Annotated in this window: 12 protein-coding genes; 4 read left to right on the top strand and 8 right to left on the bottom strand. The window is 59.3% G+C overall.

What is annotated here, in order from left to right:
• Positions 1–72: 72 nt before the first annotated feature.
• Complete coding sequence (locus tag SynA1825c_RS13385) at positions 73–1,155, bottom strand: FAD-binding oxidoreductase (RefSeq protein WP_255477155.1); 1,083 nt, start codon at positions 1,153–1,155, stop codon at positions 73–75.
• Between the two features lie 17 nt (positions 1,156–1,172).
• Positions 1,173–1,631, bottom strand: coding sequence for a photosystem II protein PsbQ (gene psbQ, locus SynA1825c_RS13380; RefSeq protein WP_186469731.1), 459 nt, complete (start codon positions 1,629–1,631; stop codon positions 1,173–1,175).
• 248 nt (positions 1,632–1,879) lie between these two features.
• Here psbQ and purU point away from each other — a divergent pair, with 248 nt between their 5' ends.
• Both purU and SynA1825c_RS13365 read left to right on the top strand, forming a co-directional pair.
• The gene (gene purU, locus SynA1825c_RS13370) at positions 1,880–2,734 is read left to right on the top strand and encodes a formyltetrahydrofolate deformylase (RefSeq protein WP_186469729.1); all 855 of its coding nucleotides are present in this window, start codon (positions 1,880–1,882) and stop codon (positions 2,732–2,734) included.
• A 26-nt stretch (positions 2,735–2,760) separates the two neighbouring features.
• Entirely contained in the window at positions 2,761–4,014 is a 1,254-nt protein-coding gene (locus SynA1825c_RS13365; protein ID WP_255476992.1) for an O-antigen ligase, read from the top strand.
• Here SynA1825c_RS13365 and SynA1825c_RS13360 read toward each other — a convergent pair.
• The 3 genes from SynA1825c_RS13360 to acnB are packed head-to-tail and all read right to left on the bottom strand — an operon-like array spanning position 3,962 to position 9,714.
• Positions 3,962–5,554: a radical SAM protein gene (locus SynA1825c_RS13360; RefSeq protein ID WP_255478502.1), complete on the bottom strand. Its 1,593-nt coding sequence runs from the start codon at positions 5,552–5,554 to the stop codon at positions 3,962–3,964. The two genes, SynA1825c_RS13365 and SynA1825c_RS13360, sit on opposite strands and share 53 nt — an antisense overlap.
• A 56-nt stretch (positions 5,555–5,610) precedes the next feature.
• Positions 5,611–7,095, bottom strand: a complete 1,485-nt coding sequence (locus SynA1825c_RS13355) for a ClC family H(+)/Cl(-) exchange transporter (protein WP_186469727.1) — start codon at positions 7,093–7,095, stop codon at positions 5,611–5,613.
• 18 nt (positions 7,096–7,113) lie between these two features.
• On the bottom strand, positions 7,114–9,714 hold the full coding sequence (gene acnB, locus SynA1825c_RS13350; RefSeq protein ID WP_186469726.1) for a bifunctional aconitate hydratase 2/2-methylisocitrate dehydratase: 2,601 nt from the start codon (positions 9,712–9,714) through the stop codon (positions 7,114–7,116).
• Between the two features lie 114 nt (positions 9,715–9,828).
• Between acnB and SynA1825c_RS13345 the strand changes: the two genes are divergently transcribed.
• Together SynA1825c_RS13345 and SynA1825c_RS13340 are read left to right on the top strand one after the other, a co-directional pair.
• Positions 9,829–10,908 (top strand): 3-deoxy-7-phosphoheptulonate synthase, encoded by a 1,080-nt coding sequence (locus SynA1825c_RS13345; RefSeq protein ID WP_186469725.1) that lies wholly within the window; start codon positions 9,829–9,831, stop codon positions 10,906–10,908.
• A 104-nt stretch (positions 10,909–11,012) separates the two neighbouring features.
• A complete protein-coding gene (locus tag SynA1825c_RS13340; RefSeq protein WP_186469724.1) occupies positions 11,013–11,333 on the top strand; it encodes a hypothetical protein in 321 nt (106 codons plus the stop codon).
• On the opposite strand, the gene SynA1825c_RS13335 is transcribed toward SynA1825c_RS13340, so the two are convergent.
• From SynA1825c_RS13335 to ppk1, 3 genes are all read right to left on the bottom strand, one after another.
• Entirely contained in the window at positions 11,330–11,974 is a 645-nt protein-coding gene (locus SynA1825c_RS13335; protein ID WP_255476991.1) for a diacylglycerol/polyprenol kinase family protein, read from the bottom strand. The two genes, SynA1825c_RS13340 and SynA1825c_RS13335, sit on opposite strands and share 4 nt — an antisense overlap.
• Positions 11,975–11,978: 4 nt before the next feature.
• Positions 11,979–12,998, bottom strand: a complete 1,020-nt coding sequence (locus SynA1825c_RS13330; RefSeq protein WP_186469723.1) for an RpoD/SigA family RNA polymerase sigma factor — start codon at positions 12,996–12,998, stop codon at positions 11,979–11,981.
• Positions 12,999–13,178: 180 nt separating this feature from the next.
• On the bottom strand, positions 13,179–15,314 hold the full coding sequence (ppk1, locus tag SynA1825c_RS13325; RefSeq protein ID WP_186469722.1) for a polyphosphate kinase 1: 2,136 nt from the start codon (positions 15,312–15,314) through the stop codon (positions 13,179–13,181).
• Between the last annotated feature and the right edge of the window lie 63 nt (positions 15,315–15,377).

The following is a 15,377-nucleotide window of genomic DNA, read 5'->3' as shown; positions in this document are numbered from 1 at the left end:
CTCGTGTATGAAGTCCTTGGAGCGGGATTTGTGCTCCTCTCGAACGTTATTTCAGCGGCTTTCACTTGAGATTTAAGGGCTGGTTATCGTTGAATTATCGATCTGTTCTTCAATCCATTCTGCTGTCGCAGGTGTGAGTAAAACACCGTTGCGGTAATGCCCCGAAGCCAGCAAAAGGCCAGGTTCCAGAGTCTCCAGCAGTGGTGCCGGCCGATCTCTGGGACGTGCTCGCAAACCGTGCCACTGACCGATCAGTTTCGCCTCTTGAAGCCACTCCGGTGCCAGGCCCTCCAGGCTGCGCATCAGTTCGACCGCTGATGGATCAAGAGTGTCTCCAGGTTCCAGCGTTGCCCCCAGCCACAGGCGATTGCCGCTGTGCCGAATCAGGTTGATGCCAGCGCAGGTGAGCACCGCAGGCCATGAGGCCCAGGCGTTGGGGGTGCGGTCGATGGCTAGGTCGAGCACCTGACCGAGGACGGCATCCATTGGACGGTCGTGACCGAGGGGTTGCAGCAGCCCTTGGCTGCCCAGTGCCGAGCAGATCACAACAAAGTCAACCTTGCGGCTGTGGCCATCCTGGCTGTGGATTTGCCAGCCATGTCTGCCGCTGCTGAGGCGCTCAAGGCTCTCGACGCAGGTGGTCAGCTGGTCGACCCCTGCGATAGCGAGTCGACGCCTGAGGGCCTTCAGCAGCGGCAGGGGATCCACACGCCCGTCGTGCTCGGAGCGCATTGCTCCATATCCCGGCTGAGGCCAGTCGGGTTTGGCCTGGGGCAGACGGTCGTTCTCCACAAACTGGAGCCCCGACTCTGGACGGGATGCCGCGAGTTGTCGCAAGCGAGCGGCTTCGTCTGCATGACTTGCCAGTTGGATAAGCGGTGTCTGCAGCTCCAGCGGTGTTTCGGGGTGATTGAGGCGTTCGCACCAGCTCGGCCACAGGGCCATGCTGCGTTGGCGGAGTCTCCAGGCCCGGCCGCCGGATCGGCGGAAGGCATGGCCCATCAACACGCCCAAGGAGGCTGTCGTCCCGTTCAGATCCCGGCCACTGGTCGACTCGGGGATTGGATTGGCCAGCGAGGGATCTGCAATGACGACTTGATGCCCTCGTTCAGCGAGGTGCCAAGCGCTGCCAGTGCCGACAACACCGGCGCCGATGACGGCAACGGTTGCAGTCAGCTCAGGGCCTGCGCTGGGATCACTTGTTCGTAATTGGAGAAGCCGGTGGCTACAGCCACATAGGCCTTTTGCAGCCTTGCACCGTCCTGAAGACGTGCCGCTTCATCAAGATCAGCCAGGGCCTCTTTCAGAGATGAGGCCAGGTCGTTAGCGGCAGCGCGATCCTGGGGAAGCAGGCGCTGGTTGATATAAAGCATTTCCCGTCCCACTTCCTGCATCGGGCCGTGAATCAGATTGCGGGTGAAGGTCCAATCCCGCTGATTTACCAGCTTCGCCAATTCGGGAAGACGATCCTTGGCTTCGGTGAATCCCTCGGCCTGACGGCGGATCACAGCCATGTCATCAGGGCTAATCGTGGCTGTCTTGGCCTTGGCGCTGCCGTCACAGGAGGCCAGGCCGAAGCACAAAGCCAGACAGAGGCAGAAGGCGGCTAGGCGACGCAGGGCGCTCAGCATTGGAAATCACAAGAAGCGTCGCGACTTTAACCGTGACGTCCGTGGATGGGATCCAGTGGACGTTGGCGCTCAGTGGTGAGGTTTCCATGGCTGACGTCAGGGTGCGGACGATTGGGGTCCCGACATCCCCCATCGCGGTGCAAACGCGAGCGGCCATGCGCGGTGATCCAATCCTGCATCGGCCATGACCTGACGACCAGGCTGGGGTTCGTCCAGGCGCACAATTAAGGCTGTATTCCTGTCCGACCTTGTCCTCCGTTTCGGTCATCCTGCAGCTGATCTGCCCTGATCGTCCGGCACTCGTCAGTGAGCTCGCTGGTTGGGTGGCTGCCAATGGGGGCAACATTCATCACGCCGACCATCACACGGATGCTGGCGCTGGTTTGTTTCTCAGCCGGATTGAATGGGGTTTGGAGGGGTTCGGTCTGCCGCGGGAGGCCATTGGGCCTGCAGTCCAGTCCCTGGCAGAACGCCTGGGGGGAGAAGCGCAGCTTCACTTCTCCGATGACCATCCGCGGGTGGCCATCCTGGTGAGCAAACAGAACCATTGCTTGCTGGATCTGCTTTGGAGGGCACGCAGCGGTGAGCTCCCGATGCAGGTTCCGCTGGTCATCGCCAATCATCCCGATCTGGAAAGCTGCTGCAACGACTTCGGGGTTCCCTTTCAATACGTGCCGGTCACCCGCGAGACCAAGGCACAATCCGAAGCCACCATTCTCAAGTTGTTAGCTGAGCATCGTGTGGAGCTGGCTGTGCTCGCCAAATACATGCAGGTGTTGAGTGGCAACTTCCTGGAGCGTTTTCCGGGTGTGATCAACATCCACCATTCCTTCTTGCCGGCATTCAAGGGAGCTCAGCCTTATCACCGGGCCTGGGAACGCGGGGTCAAGCTGATCGGTGCCACAGCCCATTACGTCACCGAAGAACTCGATGACGGTCCGATCATTGAGCAGACCATTGCTCATGTCAGCCATCGTGATGAGGTGGGTGATCTGATTCGCAAGGGTCGAGACACGGAACGTCTTGCTCTCGCCCGTGCCCTCCGCCTTCACCTGCGACGCCAGGTGATGGTTTACCGCGGTCGCACGGCTGTGTTCGCATGATGAGCTGGCTTGATCGTGGTCGTCCCATGACCGCATCTCCACTGGGATGGCGCTGCTTCCAGCTGGGGTTGTTTCTGCTGCCATCCACGGCTCTGCTGGGAGCCCTGTTTCTGTTCCCCGCCCTGCTGTTCGGCAGTGTCGGCCGGGAGCGTGCTTTCTGGCGAGATCCCTGGAATTTCCCGTTAATCGTGGCGGGAGTTCTGATGGCGTTCGGTTGCTTTCTGGCCGAAGCTCAGGGCCTTGCCTGGGCTGGGTTGGCCAATTGGCTTCCCTTCTTCTGGGGGTTTTGGGGGTTTCAGCCCTACGTGATCAGCACAACTGCCCGGCGTCGTTGCAGTCTCTGGCTTGTGGCCGGCACCGTTCCGGTGTTGACCACTGGCTTGGGTCAGCTTTGGTGGGGCTGGGCAGGCCCCTGGGAATTGCTGGGTGGCCTCATCGTTTGGTTTGTGGAACCCGGTGGGAAGCCGGAAGGACGACTCTCGGGTCTCTTCGATTACGCCAACATCGCTTCAGCCTGGTTGGCGATGGTCTGGCCTCTGGCCCTGGCGGCTCTGGTTCAGCCAGGTCTGAAGCAGCGACAGCGTCTTGTCGTGCTCGTTCTGGCCATCGCCTTAGTGGTGGGTCTGGTGCTTACCGAATCACGGAATGGCTGGGGTGCGCTTGTGCTGGCTGTCCCGGTGGTGCTGGGCCCGCCCAGTTGGCCCTGGTTGGTCCCGCTTTTGGCTTTGGCGCTCCTGCCGGTTGTGGTTTCCGTGCTCCCAGGCATGCCGGCCTTTCTTCAGGACCCAGCTCGGCAGGTGGTGCCGGATGCTCTCTGGGCCCGCTTGAACGACAGCCAGTACGCCGGTGAGCGGGTTCTGGCCTCTACGCGCATCAGCCAGTGGACCGTGGCGCTTCAGTTGATCTCTGAACGCCCCTGGCTCGGTTGGGGAGCTGCGGCGTTTTCGATCATTTATCCCCTGCGCACCGGACAGTGGCATGGCCATGCTCATAACCTGCCGCTCGAACTCGCCACTAGCCATGGTCTGCCCGCAGCCAGCCTGGTGATTGGCCTGGTGCTGGTGTTGATGGTGGTGAGCCTGCGCCGTGGCCTTTCAGGCTTGTTCGATCGTGCCTGGTGGGCAGCACTGCTGATCTTGCTGGTTTTGCACGGTACGGATCTGCCGTTTTTTGACAGCCGATTGAACATCGCTGGCTGGATCTTGCTCGCGGGTTTGCGTGCCTCGTTCAGTCCAGACCGCCCGGATCAGTCAACGACAACGCTTGCTCCTGATGTTTGAGGAGCGTTGTGCGGCCCAGCGGGCCATTGAGGTGATCCCAGGGCAGCACGGTGGAGTCGTTCCAGCGTTGATGAATCACCTCGTCCCAGGGGGGAGGCAGCGGCAGGTCAACCCCGGCGCTGACGGCCGCCGGTAGGTCTCCGGACCGCGCGCTGCGGTAGGCCTTTTTCCAGCCACCCAGGCTTTCCTGTGATCCGCGCACGGCAACGATCACCGATGCCAGGCGTCGGTCGCTGCGTGAGATCAGCGCCTGGATCACACTCCAGCCGTAGCTTTCTGGCCTCAGATCGATCCCCTTGGGCTTCAGCCGCTTGGCCAATCGTTTGAGGCGTTTCTCCGCTTCCGGTCTAACGCCCTGCCATTGAAACGGGGTCTGGGCCTTGGGAACAAAGGTGCTGACCCCCAAGGTCAAGCGAAGGCCAGGAGTTGTTTGTTTGAGCTGAAGCAGCAGATCCGCTGTGGATTCAACGTCGTCGTCCTGTTCGCTGGGCAGCCCGACCATGCCATAGAGCTTCAGGGCCTTCAGTCCTCCTTGCTTGGCATGGCGTGCAGCCGCATGAATCTCTTCATTGCTGAGCTTCTTGTTCACCACCTCGCGCATCCGTTCGCTGCCGCTTTCGATCGCGATCGTTAGAGATTTGCTGCCTCGGTTGGCCAGCCCGCTGGCCAGCTCTGGAGTCACGGTTGCCGCTCGGACGGAGCTGACACTGACGCGCACATCGTCAAAGCGGTCCTGCCCGAGCCAAGAGAGCAGGTCAGTGAACTGGGGATGCTGGGTGACGGATGCGCCGAGTAAGCCCAATCTGCGGGTTGCTGAAAGTCCTGTTTCCACCGCTGGGATTAGCCCATCGTCGAGCGACGGCTTGCGGAAGGGCAGCGTTAGATAACTCGCCAGACAGAACCGGCACAGTTCTGGGCAGCTGCGCACCACTTCGACCATGTGAATGTCGGGCCAGGCCGATTCCGGCGTGATCACCGTGGAATGACTGAGGCTGTTGCCTCGCCAGGTTTGTTTGCTGATGGTGGCCGGCAGTCCGGTCTCGATCGGATCAATGCTCAGCAGCTCTCCATCGCTGTCGTAGCTGGGTGCATAGAGCGAGGGCACGTAAATGCCGGGGACTTGAGCCAGATGACGCAGACGCGCAGCACGCGGTTCGCCTCGGACCTCCTGCAAGGCATCGATGAAGGCTGGCAGCAGGTCTTCGCCGTCTCCCAGCAGCACCACATCAAAAAAGGGGGCGAGTGGTTCGGGATTGGCGGTGAGCACAGGCCCACCTCCGAACACGATTGGGTCATCATCCGATCGTTGATCACTCCAGATAGGAATCCTTTGCTGTTCCAGAAGATCCAGAAGCACGGGCCCATCGAGCTCCCAGCTCAAGGAGAGACCGAACAGCTCACAGCGGCGGTGTTGTGGATCGCCCTGGTCGGTGAACAGGCGACGCACGTCTAGGTCAGACCGCATGGCCAGGGTGGCCCACACGATCTGGTAGCCGAGGCTGGTGATGCCGACGGTGTAGGTGCTGGGAAAAGCCAGCACCGTGCGCAGGGCGCCCGGTTCCGGCACAGCCGGATCAAACAGCAGGGTTTCCTTGTTCAGGACTCGTTCGGTGGGTCGGGAGGGGTCGGTGGAGGCGGGGCGGTGAAGGCGCGCCTGCGGATTGATCCCTCCCAGGCGTGGTGAATGCCGCCACGTCGCTCACGGCGTGCTTCCAGGTGATCCTCTTCCAGCAGTTCCTTGCCCAGCTGGCGTTCATAGATGGAGCGGTCATCAAAGAGACGTGCCACCAAGAAGCTGGCCAGACAGGCCACCAAGATCGGTTTGAGAATCAGCAGATCCTTGGTAAGGGCGAAGGCCAGAAACATGGCCGTGATCGGTGTGCGTGAGCAGCCGGCCACGAAGGCACCCATGCCCGCGAACACATAGGTGCTGGGGACGTGACCGGTGAGCGCTTCAACCCAGATGCCGCAGGCCAGGCCGATGGCGCCTCCCAGGGTGAGCATCGGAAAGAACAGACCGCCTGGGGCGCCGGACGCCGCCGCAAGACCGGTGCTGAAGAAGAGCACAGTGAACGTGCCTAGAGCCATCGGGATGTCGGCTTCGCCAGCGCCGATCAGATGCTGAAGTCCTTCCAGATCCCGGAAGGCTTCGGGCAGGAATGCATACACGCTGCCAAGCACACATCCGCTGATCACCATTCGCAGCACCAGACGATCACCGAACCAGGCATTTCCCTTGCGTTGCATGGCCAGCACGTAGCGGCAGTAGATCTCTGCCAGCACGCCCACCACCACGCCAAGTCCGATCAGATAGCCCAGATCGATGGGCAAAAAGCTCACCGTGGGTGTGTATTCCCGTTCCAGGAGGAACCCTTGGGTGGCATCCAGGCCACCGGTGGCGGGACTAATGCCTAGCAGTCCCAGCACATCGGCCCAGGCATCGGCCCAGAAGGTGGTGACGATCACTAGCAGCAGGACTACTGGCCTGGCGGAGTGGAGTAGTTCCTCCACGGCATAGACAAATCCTCCGATCGGCGCGCTGAACACCGCTGCGATGCCGGCGCCGCCCCCTGCAGCAACGATCACACGGCGAAAGGCCACCGGTGCCTTCAGCCAGCGGGCCATCTGCCAGGCCACGGAACCACCCATCTGCACGGCAGGGCCTTCAGGACCGAGCGGGAAACCACTGCCAATGGCCACGATGCCACCCACCAGTTTCACCAGGCCCACCTGAAGGCCCATGGGCACAGCCCGGTGTTTTAAAAATCCCATGATGTGGGTGATGCCTGAACCACCGGCCGCCGGTGCCAGCCGTGACACCAGCAGGCCGGAAACCAGACCGCCCAAGCCCCCCAGACAGGGCAGCACCATCCAGGCGGGGTACTCGGCCAGCAGCTCCAGTCGCCAACCACCTAGCAGTTTGAGACCGGCCTTGAACAGCACGCCTGTGAGGGCTGCACCCAAGCCAGTGAGCATCAACGCCAGCACCACCACCCACCAACGGCGTTCCAGCAGGCGGCGGATGCTGCGGCTGGATCCGCGCTGATGCCGGCGTTGTTTCAGGTCACTCAGAACTGCCATGTCGTTGCTGGTCTGGGTTCAGGCCCCAGCCAGCATCTGAGCCTCCTCATCAACACTCACAATCCGACCTTCGTCTTCGAAACCTGAGATCTGATCGAAGTTCAGATAGCGGTACAGCTCATCGGAGAGGGGATCGATTTTCTCCGCTGCGATGCTTCGGTACTCATCGGGGGTGGGGATCCGACCTAGCTGTGCGCAGACCGCCGCCAGTTCGGCGCTCCCGAGATACACCTGGGCCCCTTTGCCCAGGCGGTTGTTGAAGTTGCGGGTGCTCGTGGAGAAGACCGTGGTGTCGTCTTCGACGCGGGCCTGGTTGCCCATGCACAGGGAGCAGCCGGGCATCTCCATCCTGGAGCCGGCCGCCTCAAAGGTGGCGTAGTAGCCCTCGGCCTTCAGCGTCTCCTCATCCATGCGGGTGGGCGGGCAGACCCAGAGGCGTGCCGAGTTTTGGCCGGCGCCTTCAAGCACCTTGGCCGCGGCACGGTAGTGGCCGATGTTGGTCATGCAGGAGCCGATGAACACCTCCTGCACGGGATCACCAGCCACCTCGCTGAGCAGCTTCACGTTGTCGGGGTCGTTGGGGCAGGCCACCACCGGTTCCGTGAGCTCGTCGAGGTTGATCTCCAGCACCTCTGCGTACTCTGCGTCTGTGTCAGCACTCATCAGCTGGGGGTTCTCCAGCCAGGTCTCCATGGCCTTGATGCGCCGCGCCAGGGTCCGGGCATCGCTGTAGCCCCGGGCAATCATGTTTTTGAGGAGCGCCACATTGCTGCGCAGGTACTCGCTCACCGTGGCTTCGGAAAGCTTGATGGTGCAGCCGGCGCAGGAGCGCTCGGCGCTGGCGTCGGTGAGTTCGAAAGCCTGTTCCAGCTTCAGGTCAGGGAGACCTTCAATCTCCATGATCCGGCCATTGAACAGGTTCTTCTTGTTGGCTTTTTCAACGGTGAGCAGGCCTCTCTGAATCGCCACCCAGGGAATGGCATTCACCACATCGCGCAGAGTGACGCCTGGTTGTAGCGAGCCACGGAAGCGCACCAGCACTGACTCGGGCATGTCGAGCGGCATGGCACCGATCGCGGCTGCGAAGGCCACCACCCCTGAGCCACCCGGGAAGGAGATCCCCAGTGGGAAGCGGGTGTGGCTGTCACCGCCCGTGCCCACGGTGTCGGGTAGGAGCATGCGGTTCAGCCAGCTGTGGATGATGCCGTCGCCTGGTCGCAGGGCGACACCGCCTCGCTGGGCGAAGAAATCCGGCAGTTCTTTCTGGGTTTGCAGGTCGACGGGCTTGGGATAGGCGGCGGTGTGGCAGAAGCTCTGCATCACCAGATCCGAGGAGAAGCCCAGGCAGGCCAGTTCCTTCATCTCGTCCCGGGTCATCGGACCGGTGGTGTCCTGGGACCCGACGGTCGTCATCAGTGGTTCGCAGCTGGTTCCCGGGCGTACACCCTGGAGTCCACAGGCTTTGCCCACCATCTTCTGGGCCAGCGTGAAGCCCTTGCCGGTGTCCGCTGGGGCCGAAGGACGGATGAACAGGTCGGAGGAGGGAAGACCTAGCTGGTTGCGCACCTTGTCGGTGAGGGCACGGCCGATCATCAGAGGGATGCGGCCGCCAGCGCGCACCTCATCGCTGATGGTGCTCGGCTTGAGCTCGAAGCGGGCAATGATTTCACCGGCATTGGTTTCACCGGCAGCTCGCTCGATCGTTCCGGCATGGGGCCGGATGGTGATCACATCACCGCTTTTGAGGGTGGTGACGTCACATTCAATCGGCAGCGCGCCGGAGTCTTCCGCTGTGTTGAAAAAGATCGGCGCAATCTTGCCCCCGAGAATCACGCCGCCGGCTTTTTTGTTCGGCACATAAGGAATGGCGTTCCCCGTGTGCCACAGCACCGAATTGATGGCGCTCTTGCGGGAGCTGCCGGTGCCCACCACATCACCCACGTAGGCCACGGGATGGCCTTTTTGCTTGAGCGTCTTGATGGTGTTCAGGCCATCAGGATCCCGTGTTTCCAGCATGGCTAGGGCATGGAGCGGGATGTCCGGCCGGGTGGTGGCATGGGTGGCTGGTGACAGGTCATCCGTGTTGGTTTCCCCGTCAACCTTGAACACGGTGACAGTGATTTCGCTGGCCAATTCTGGTTTGCATGTGAACCATTCCCCTGCAGCCCAACTGTCGACCACTTGTTTGGCAAAGCGGTTGGTGGACGCCAGCTCCATCACTTCGTTGTAGGCGTCGTATACCAGCAGGGTGCGACTGAGACCTTCCGCAGCGCACAAGGCCAGAGCTTCCTCGTCGTGCTTGAGCAGTTCAATCAGTGCTGCAACGTTGTAACCACCAACCATGGTTCCCAGCAGTCGGGTGGCGTCCAAGGCAGAGACCAGTGGGCTCTCGGCTTCACCCTGGGCCACGGCGCTGAGCCAAGTGGCTTTGACGTAGGCCGCTTCATCCACTCCAGGCGGAATTCGTTCGCTGAGCAGATGCAGCAGTTCGTCCTCTTCTCCAGCGGGAGGGTTCTGCAGCAGCTCCGTGAGCGCCTGGGTCTGGGAGGCATTCAGAGGCAGTGCCGGGATGCCTTGGGACAGGCGTTGGGCGGCGTTCTCGCGGTAAGTGCTCAGCATCGGATTCGGTGCAGGAACGTCAAAGCGATTCCATTGTCCTGCGTCACCGTTCCGAACCGCTGTTAAGCAGATGCATGCACCTTGCGTAGTCTGAGTGAATTCCTGGTTTGGAGCATGACCACCACTCACGATCTGCATGTGGTGGACACTCGGCCATTGGTGCCTCCGGCATTGCTGCATCGCGATTTACCCATCGATGCCAAGGCGACGGAAACAGTGGCTACGGCACGAGGTCGCATTCAGGCCATCCTTCGTGGTTTGGATCATCGTCTGCTTGTGATCGTTGGACCGTGCTCCGTACACGACGTCGGTGCCGCCCGCGATTACGCACGGAGATTGGCGTCCTTAAGGGAACGCCACGCTGCGGAACTGGAAGTGGTGATGCGGGTTTATTTCGAGAAACCTCGGACCACAGTCGGTTGGAAGGGGCTGATTAACGACCCTCATCTCGACGGTTCCTACGACATCAACACCGGCTTGCGCATGGCCCGTGCCTTGCTGCTGGATCTGGCCAGAGATGGCATGCCCGCAGCCACGGAACTGCTCGACCCTGTGGTGCCTCAATACATTGCTGATCTCATTGGTTGGACGGCCATTGGTGCCCGAACCACTGAAAGTCAGACCCACCGTGAGATGGCCTCAGGATTGTCGATGCCGATCGGCTACAAAAACAGCACCGATGGAAGTGCCGCCATTGCGATCAATGCGATGCAGGCAGCTTCAAAGCCGCATCATTTCCTGGGAATCAATCGTGAGGGTCACGCCTCCATCGTGAGCACCACCGGCAATCCGGATGGTCACTTAGTGCTCCGGGGCGGCAATCGAGGCACCAACTATCACCTTGAAGCGATTCAGGACGCGGCGGCTGAACTGGATGCTGCAGGTCTGCCCGATCGGTTGATGGTGGATTGCAGTCATGGCAATTCGAACAAGGATTACCGCCGTCAAGGTGACGTTCTTAGGGCGGTGGCGTCTCAGGTCGAGCAGGGTTCAACCCACGTCATGGGCGTGATGCTGGAAAGTCATCTCGTGGAAGGGAATCAGAAGATCAGTTCTGATCGCTCCGCTCTGACTTACGGCCAAAGCGTCACCGATGCTTGCATCAGCCTTGAAACAACGGCTGATTTGCTGGACGAACTGGCCAATGCGGTGAAAAAAGTTGGCACTCGCTCGATAGGAGTGCCAGTTTCTTGAAACTCAGTCGGACGTTTTTGGCCTTTTAAGTCATCTGTTCAAATTGAACTTTGCTTAAATTTGATGTGTTTATTTTGGGCTCAATCCTCTTGGAGGTTGGCTCAATGATCGGGTTGCATATCTTTGGTTTTGGCGATCCACTTCGTTTGTATGAACTGGATCGCGACAGTGGATTGTGGGTGCGAGGATTTCGACCGCTTCAGTTGGACGATCTGCTGGGTTGGTCACAGGGCGTAGCCCATCAGCAGCATTGGGATGTTGATGCCCTGCACCAGCAGGTGATGCATTTCTGGGTGGGTCAGGCTGCACAGATTCAGCTCTGGCAGATGCGATTGCATGACCTGCCCGATGATCAGACGCTTGTGGCAGCTTTGGGTAGCAGGGGTGACTGGTGTCGGCACATGGAGCGTCTGCTTCGCGCTTAGATCACCATCCAGGACCAGCACAAACCCACGGCCAATGGCACGCTGAGGTTGTCGATTCCCCAGCGGCTTAGTTGCTCTAGGCCCACTGCCATGGCACAGACCGCAGACAGTCGTAGGGGATGCAAAGGGCTTTGGCTCACCAGTGCCAGTCCTGTCAACACCAAGGCAGTGACCACAGCCATCGTCAATGTTCCAGCAACGGACTTGTGTTGTTGCCAAAACGTCCAGCTCGCTGACTCGATCCCCCGACCCACCAAGCCTGCTAAGCCATCGGCGAAGGCCATCACAAGCACACCGGCACAGGCGGCAATCGCTTGATCAGGCCAAAACAAGGCCAGCAGAAGCGTAATTGCAAGCCCATACGCCACAGTTCCGTAGCTCTGGCGATCAACATCCTCAACGGCGGGGAGCAGTTTCCAGCGGTGGTTGATTGCAGTGATCAAGGTGACTGCTACCGCCACGGTCAACGCGATCGATTGAGGAATCTCAAGCCACCAGGCCAAAGCGATCACCGGACCTGTGCCGATGTGGACAATCTTGCGGCTGAGTTCTCGGCGCTGAGGCCACTGTCGTTTGCAGATCACTGCTGTTGACAGCACCAGGAGCATCCAGGTGCTGATGATCAGCAGAGATAGAAGCAAGGTCTCAGGCTGCCTTCTGGTGATTGGTCATCACACGCAGCTTCAGAATGGCCTTGGCCTCGAGCTGACGGACCCTCTCACGCGACACATTGATTTGACGACCGATTTCGGCCAAGGTCAAAGGCTCAGCACCATCCAGGCCGAAACGCAGTTTGAGGATTTTTTGCTCTCGCTCGTTGAGTTGCGAAAGCCAGCCTCCCAGGTGTTCTTTCTGGATGCTCCGATCCATCCCTTCCATCGGTTCCGCCCCGTTGGGGTCTGGAATCAATTCGCCAAGGGTGCTGCGATCTTCTTCGCCACGCGCGTGGGCATCAAGTGAGGCGCAGGGCGCACTCTGGGCAATCAGATCCTCAAGGTCGCGGGGCTCGATCCCCATGGCGCTCGCCAACTCCAAGCGATTGGGTTGCCGACCGAATCGATGCGACAGCTCACGGGTGATGCGCCGCATCTTCGACAGTTTTTCACTGATGTGAATCGGGAGACGAATGGTGCGGGCGCTGTTGTCGATGGCCCTGGTCATCCCTTGGCGAATCCACCAATAGGCGTAGGTGGAAAACTTGTAGCCCATGGCGGGGTCGAATTTGTCGACCGCACGCTCAAGACCAATGGCACCTTCTTGCACCAGATCCAGCAGTTCGAGGCCTTGGTTCTGATATTTCTTTGCCACACTGACGACCAAGCGGAGATTGGCGGCCATCATTCGATCGCGTGCACGCTTGCCCATGCGGATGCGGTGACACTGCCGCGGAGTGCGCTCATCTTCGGGTATCTCGAGAAGTTCCTTCATGGCCTGCACGTGATGCGCCAGCTCGATCTCTTCGGCTGCCGTTAGCAGTGGTACGCGTCCGATGCTGCTCAGGTAGTAGCCGATCGAATCGGTGGCTAATCGACCACTCTGCTTTGACGAGCGGCTGGAGCTAGTTCTTGAACGCGCAGCACTGTTTCGTCGACCTGTGGTCGGCAATACAGGGTCAGAAGAAGAGACTTTTTGAGTCAGTTCTTCAGATTCCAGAGGGATCCCCATCACCCTGGCCTCCTGAAATTAGATTTGGGCAAAATTTAGCATCCGTCCCTAAATCTGACCTGAAAGAATCGAAAGTTTTTCCGAATCTGCAAATTGTCGTTAAGTCGTATGAGTCAAATGTGAAATGAAGAGGTTGAAACGAGCCCTATGGCTGTATCCATCAATACACAGCTGCAGTTTTTATGCGTGGGTTTGTAGCCCTTTTTTCCAGTGTTCAATCAAATGCAGTTGAGAATTGCAGACAACATCTTCGGGATGGCGTTGGCGAAAGCTGCCGTCTTCCTGCATGTCGAAGGAGCCGCGGTTGTCGTCTAAGTAAAGTTGCAACAAGCGTTCTAATTGTTGCCTGAGCGCTGGTTCGTCGATCGATGTGACGGCTTCCACCCGCCGATCGAGGTTGCGTGGCATCCAATCAGCGCTGCCGATGTACACCTCCGGTTCGCCTCCATTGGCAAACCAAAAGACGCGGGAATGTTCGAGGAACCGTCCAATGATGCTGATCACGCTGATGTTGTCGCTGACACCTTCACGCCCCGGGTAAAGACAACACATGCCACGAATGATCAGTTCGATGATGACGCCAGCCTGTGATGCCTCGTAGAGAAGAGCAATGATCTCAGGATCCACCAAAGAATTCATCTTGGCCTTGATGTGGCCGCCCCCCCCCTCCCGGGCATGTTCGATTTCGCGTCGGATGAGATTTTCCATGCCCTTGCGCAGTGACACTGGAGCAACCAGTAGTTTTCGGAATTCCTGCTGCTTGGAGAAGCCTGTGAGGTAGTTGAACAGTTCCACCAGATCTTGACCAAGCTCTGGACGAGCGGAGAGCAGCCCGAGGTCGGTGTAGAGGCGAGAGGTTTTTGAGTTGTAATTTCCGGTTCCGATGTGCACGTAACTGCGCAGCCGTTCTTTCTCTTTGCGGACGACCAGCACGATCTTGGTGTGTGTCTTCAGGCCAAGAACGCCATAGACAACGTGCACACCTGAGCTTTCCAGCTGCTTCGCCCACTGAATGTTGTTGTCTTCGTCGAAGCGTGCCTTCAGTTCCACGAGTGCCATCACCTGTTTGCCATTCTCAGCGGCGCGGATCAAGGCGGCGATGATCGGTGAATCCTTCGAGGTGCGATAGAGGGTCATCTTGATCCCCATGACCAGAGGATCGTCCGCAGCCTGGTTGATGAACTCCTCAACGGAGGTCGAAAACAGGTCGTAGGGGTGATGTAGAAGCACGTCACGCCGACGCACCACGGAGAAGATGCTCTCGAACTCCTCTTCCTTGATGGAGCCGTCTTCGAGCATGCTCCGCTGGGCTCGGCCAAGAACAGCCGGTGTCATTCCTGAGTGCGATTCGTCTTTGAGTTTGGCCAGGGGAATTGCCATCAGCCCAAAGAGATCGTCGAGCCCAAGGGGTCCGTCAACGCGGTAGAGATCGTTTTCTTCCACTGACATTCCATCCAGAAGCATTTCGACCATGTCTTGCGGCATTTCATCAGCGACTTCTAAGCGCACGACTTCACCGCCCATGCGTCGCTTCCGCAGACCTTGTTCAATCGCGATCATCAAGTCGTCGGCCTCAAGATCACGCAGTTCCAAGTCGGCATCCCTGGTGACTCGGAAGAAGTAATGCCCCTCGATGCTCATGCCGGGGAACAGCAGCTCCAGGTTGAAGGCCACAACCTGTTCCAACGGCACAGCGGTGTGGACTGGCCTGTCCTTGGAATCGGCCAGATCCGTTGGGATGGCAACGAACCGGGGAAGGATTGTTTGGGGCACTTTCACCCTGGCCAGCAGGCTCTGTCCGGTTTCCGGATCTCGAATCAGTGCCGCCACATTCAGGCTCAGGTTGCTGACGAAGGGAAATGGGTGTGCTGGATCCACCGCCAAGGGTGTGAGTACAGGAAAGATCGCCGTTTGGAAGTAGTTGTCGATCCAGAGTTGTTGACGTTGATTGAGCTGCGCATAGTCGAGTAGATGAGCACCCTGGTCGTGCAGTTGTTGCTTGAGTCGTGTGCGGTAGTGATCCTGCTGACGACGCAGCAGTGGTGCGAGATTCTCACGAATGGCCTGCAGCTGTTCGATGGGTGTGAGTCCGTCTTCGCTGCGTTTGTTGATCCCCGCTTCAACCTGGGCCTTCAGTGATGCGACCCGCACCATGAAGAACTCATCGAGGTTGTTGCTGAAAATGGCGCTGAATTTCGCTTGCTCTAGGAGTGGGGTGCGTTCGTCCAGTGCCTGGATCAGAACCCTTTCATTGAAGGCAATCCAGCTGAGCTCCCGATTGATGTAGAGATCAGGATCGAGGGCTTGCTTTGCCATCACGGAAGAAAATCGGGTGCAAAGGCTCTTGGTCGAAAGCTAGCAATCGAGTTTTGACGGCAA

This window comes from Synechococcus sp. A18-25c, from assembly GCF_014280035.1.
Lineage (GTDB): Bacteria > Cyanobacteriota > Cyanobacteriia > PCC-6307 > Cyanobiaceae > Synechococcus_C.
This window is presented reverse-complemented; position numbering and strand designations above follow the sequence as displayed.

Excerpts from the sequence above, each read along its gene's own strand:
- SynA1825c_RS13340 (WP_186469724.1), top strand. The coding sequence starts at position 11,013 with ATGATCGGGTTGCATATCTTTGGTTTTGGCGATCCACTTCGTTTGTAT.
- ppk1 (WP_186469722.1), bottom strand. The coding sequence starts at position 15,314 with ATGGCAAAGCAAGCCCTCGATCCTGATCTCTACATCAATCGGGAGCTC.
- SynA1825c_RS13355 (WP_186469727.1), bottom strand. The coding sequence starts at position 7,095 with ATGGCAGTTCTGAGTGACCTGAAACAACGCCGGCATCAGCGCGGATCC.
- SynA1825c_RS13365 (WP_255476992.1), top strand. The coding sequence starts at position 2,761 with ATGACCGCATCTCCACTGGGATGGCGCTGCTTCCAGCTGGGGTTGTTT.
- psbQ (WP_186469731.1), bottom strand. The coding sequence starts at position 1,631 with ATGCTGAGCGCCCTGCGTCGCCTAGCCGCCTTCTGCCTCTGTCTGGCT.
- SynA1825c_RS13345 (WP_186469725.1), top strand. The coding sequence starts at position 9,829 with ATGACCACCACTCACGATCTGCATGTGGTGGACACTCGGCCATTGGTG.
- SynA1825c_RS13330 (WP_186469723.1), bottom strand. The coding sequence starts at position 12,998 with ATGGGGATCCCTCTGGAATCTGAAGAACTGACTCAAAAAGTCTCTTCT.
- acnB (WP_186469726.1), bottom strand. The coding sequence starts at position 9,714 with ATGCTGAGCACTTACCGCGAGAACGCCGCCCAACGCCTGTCCCAAGGC.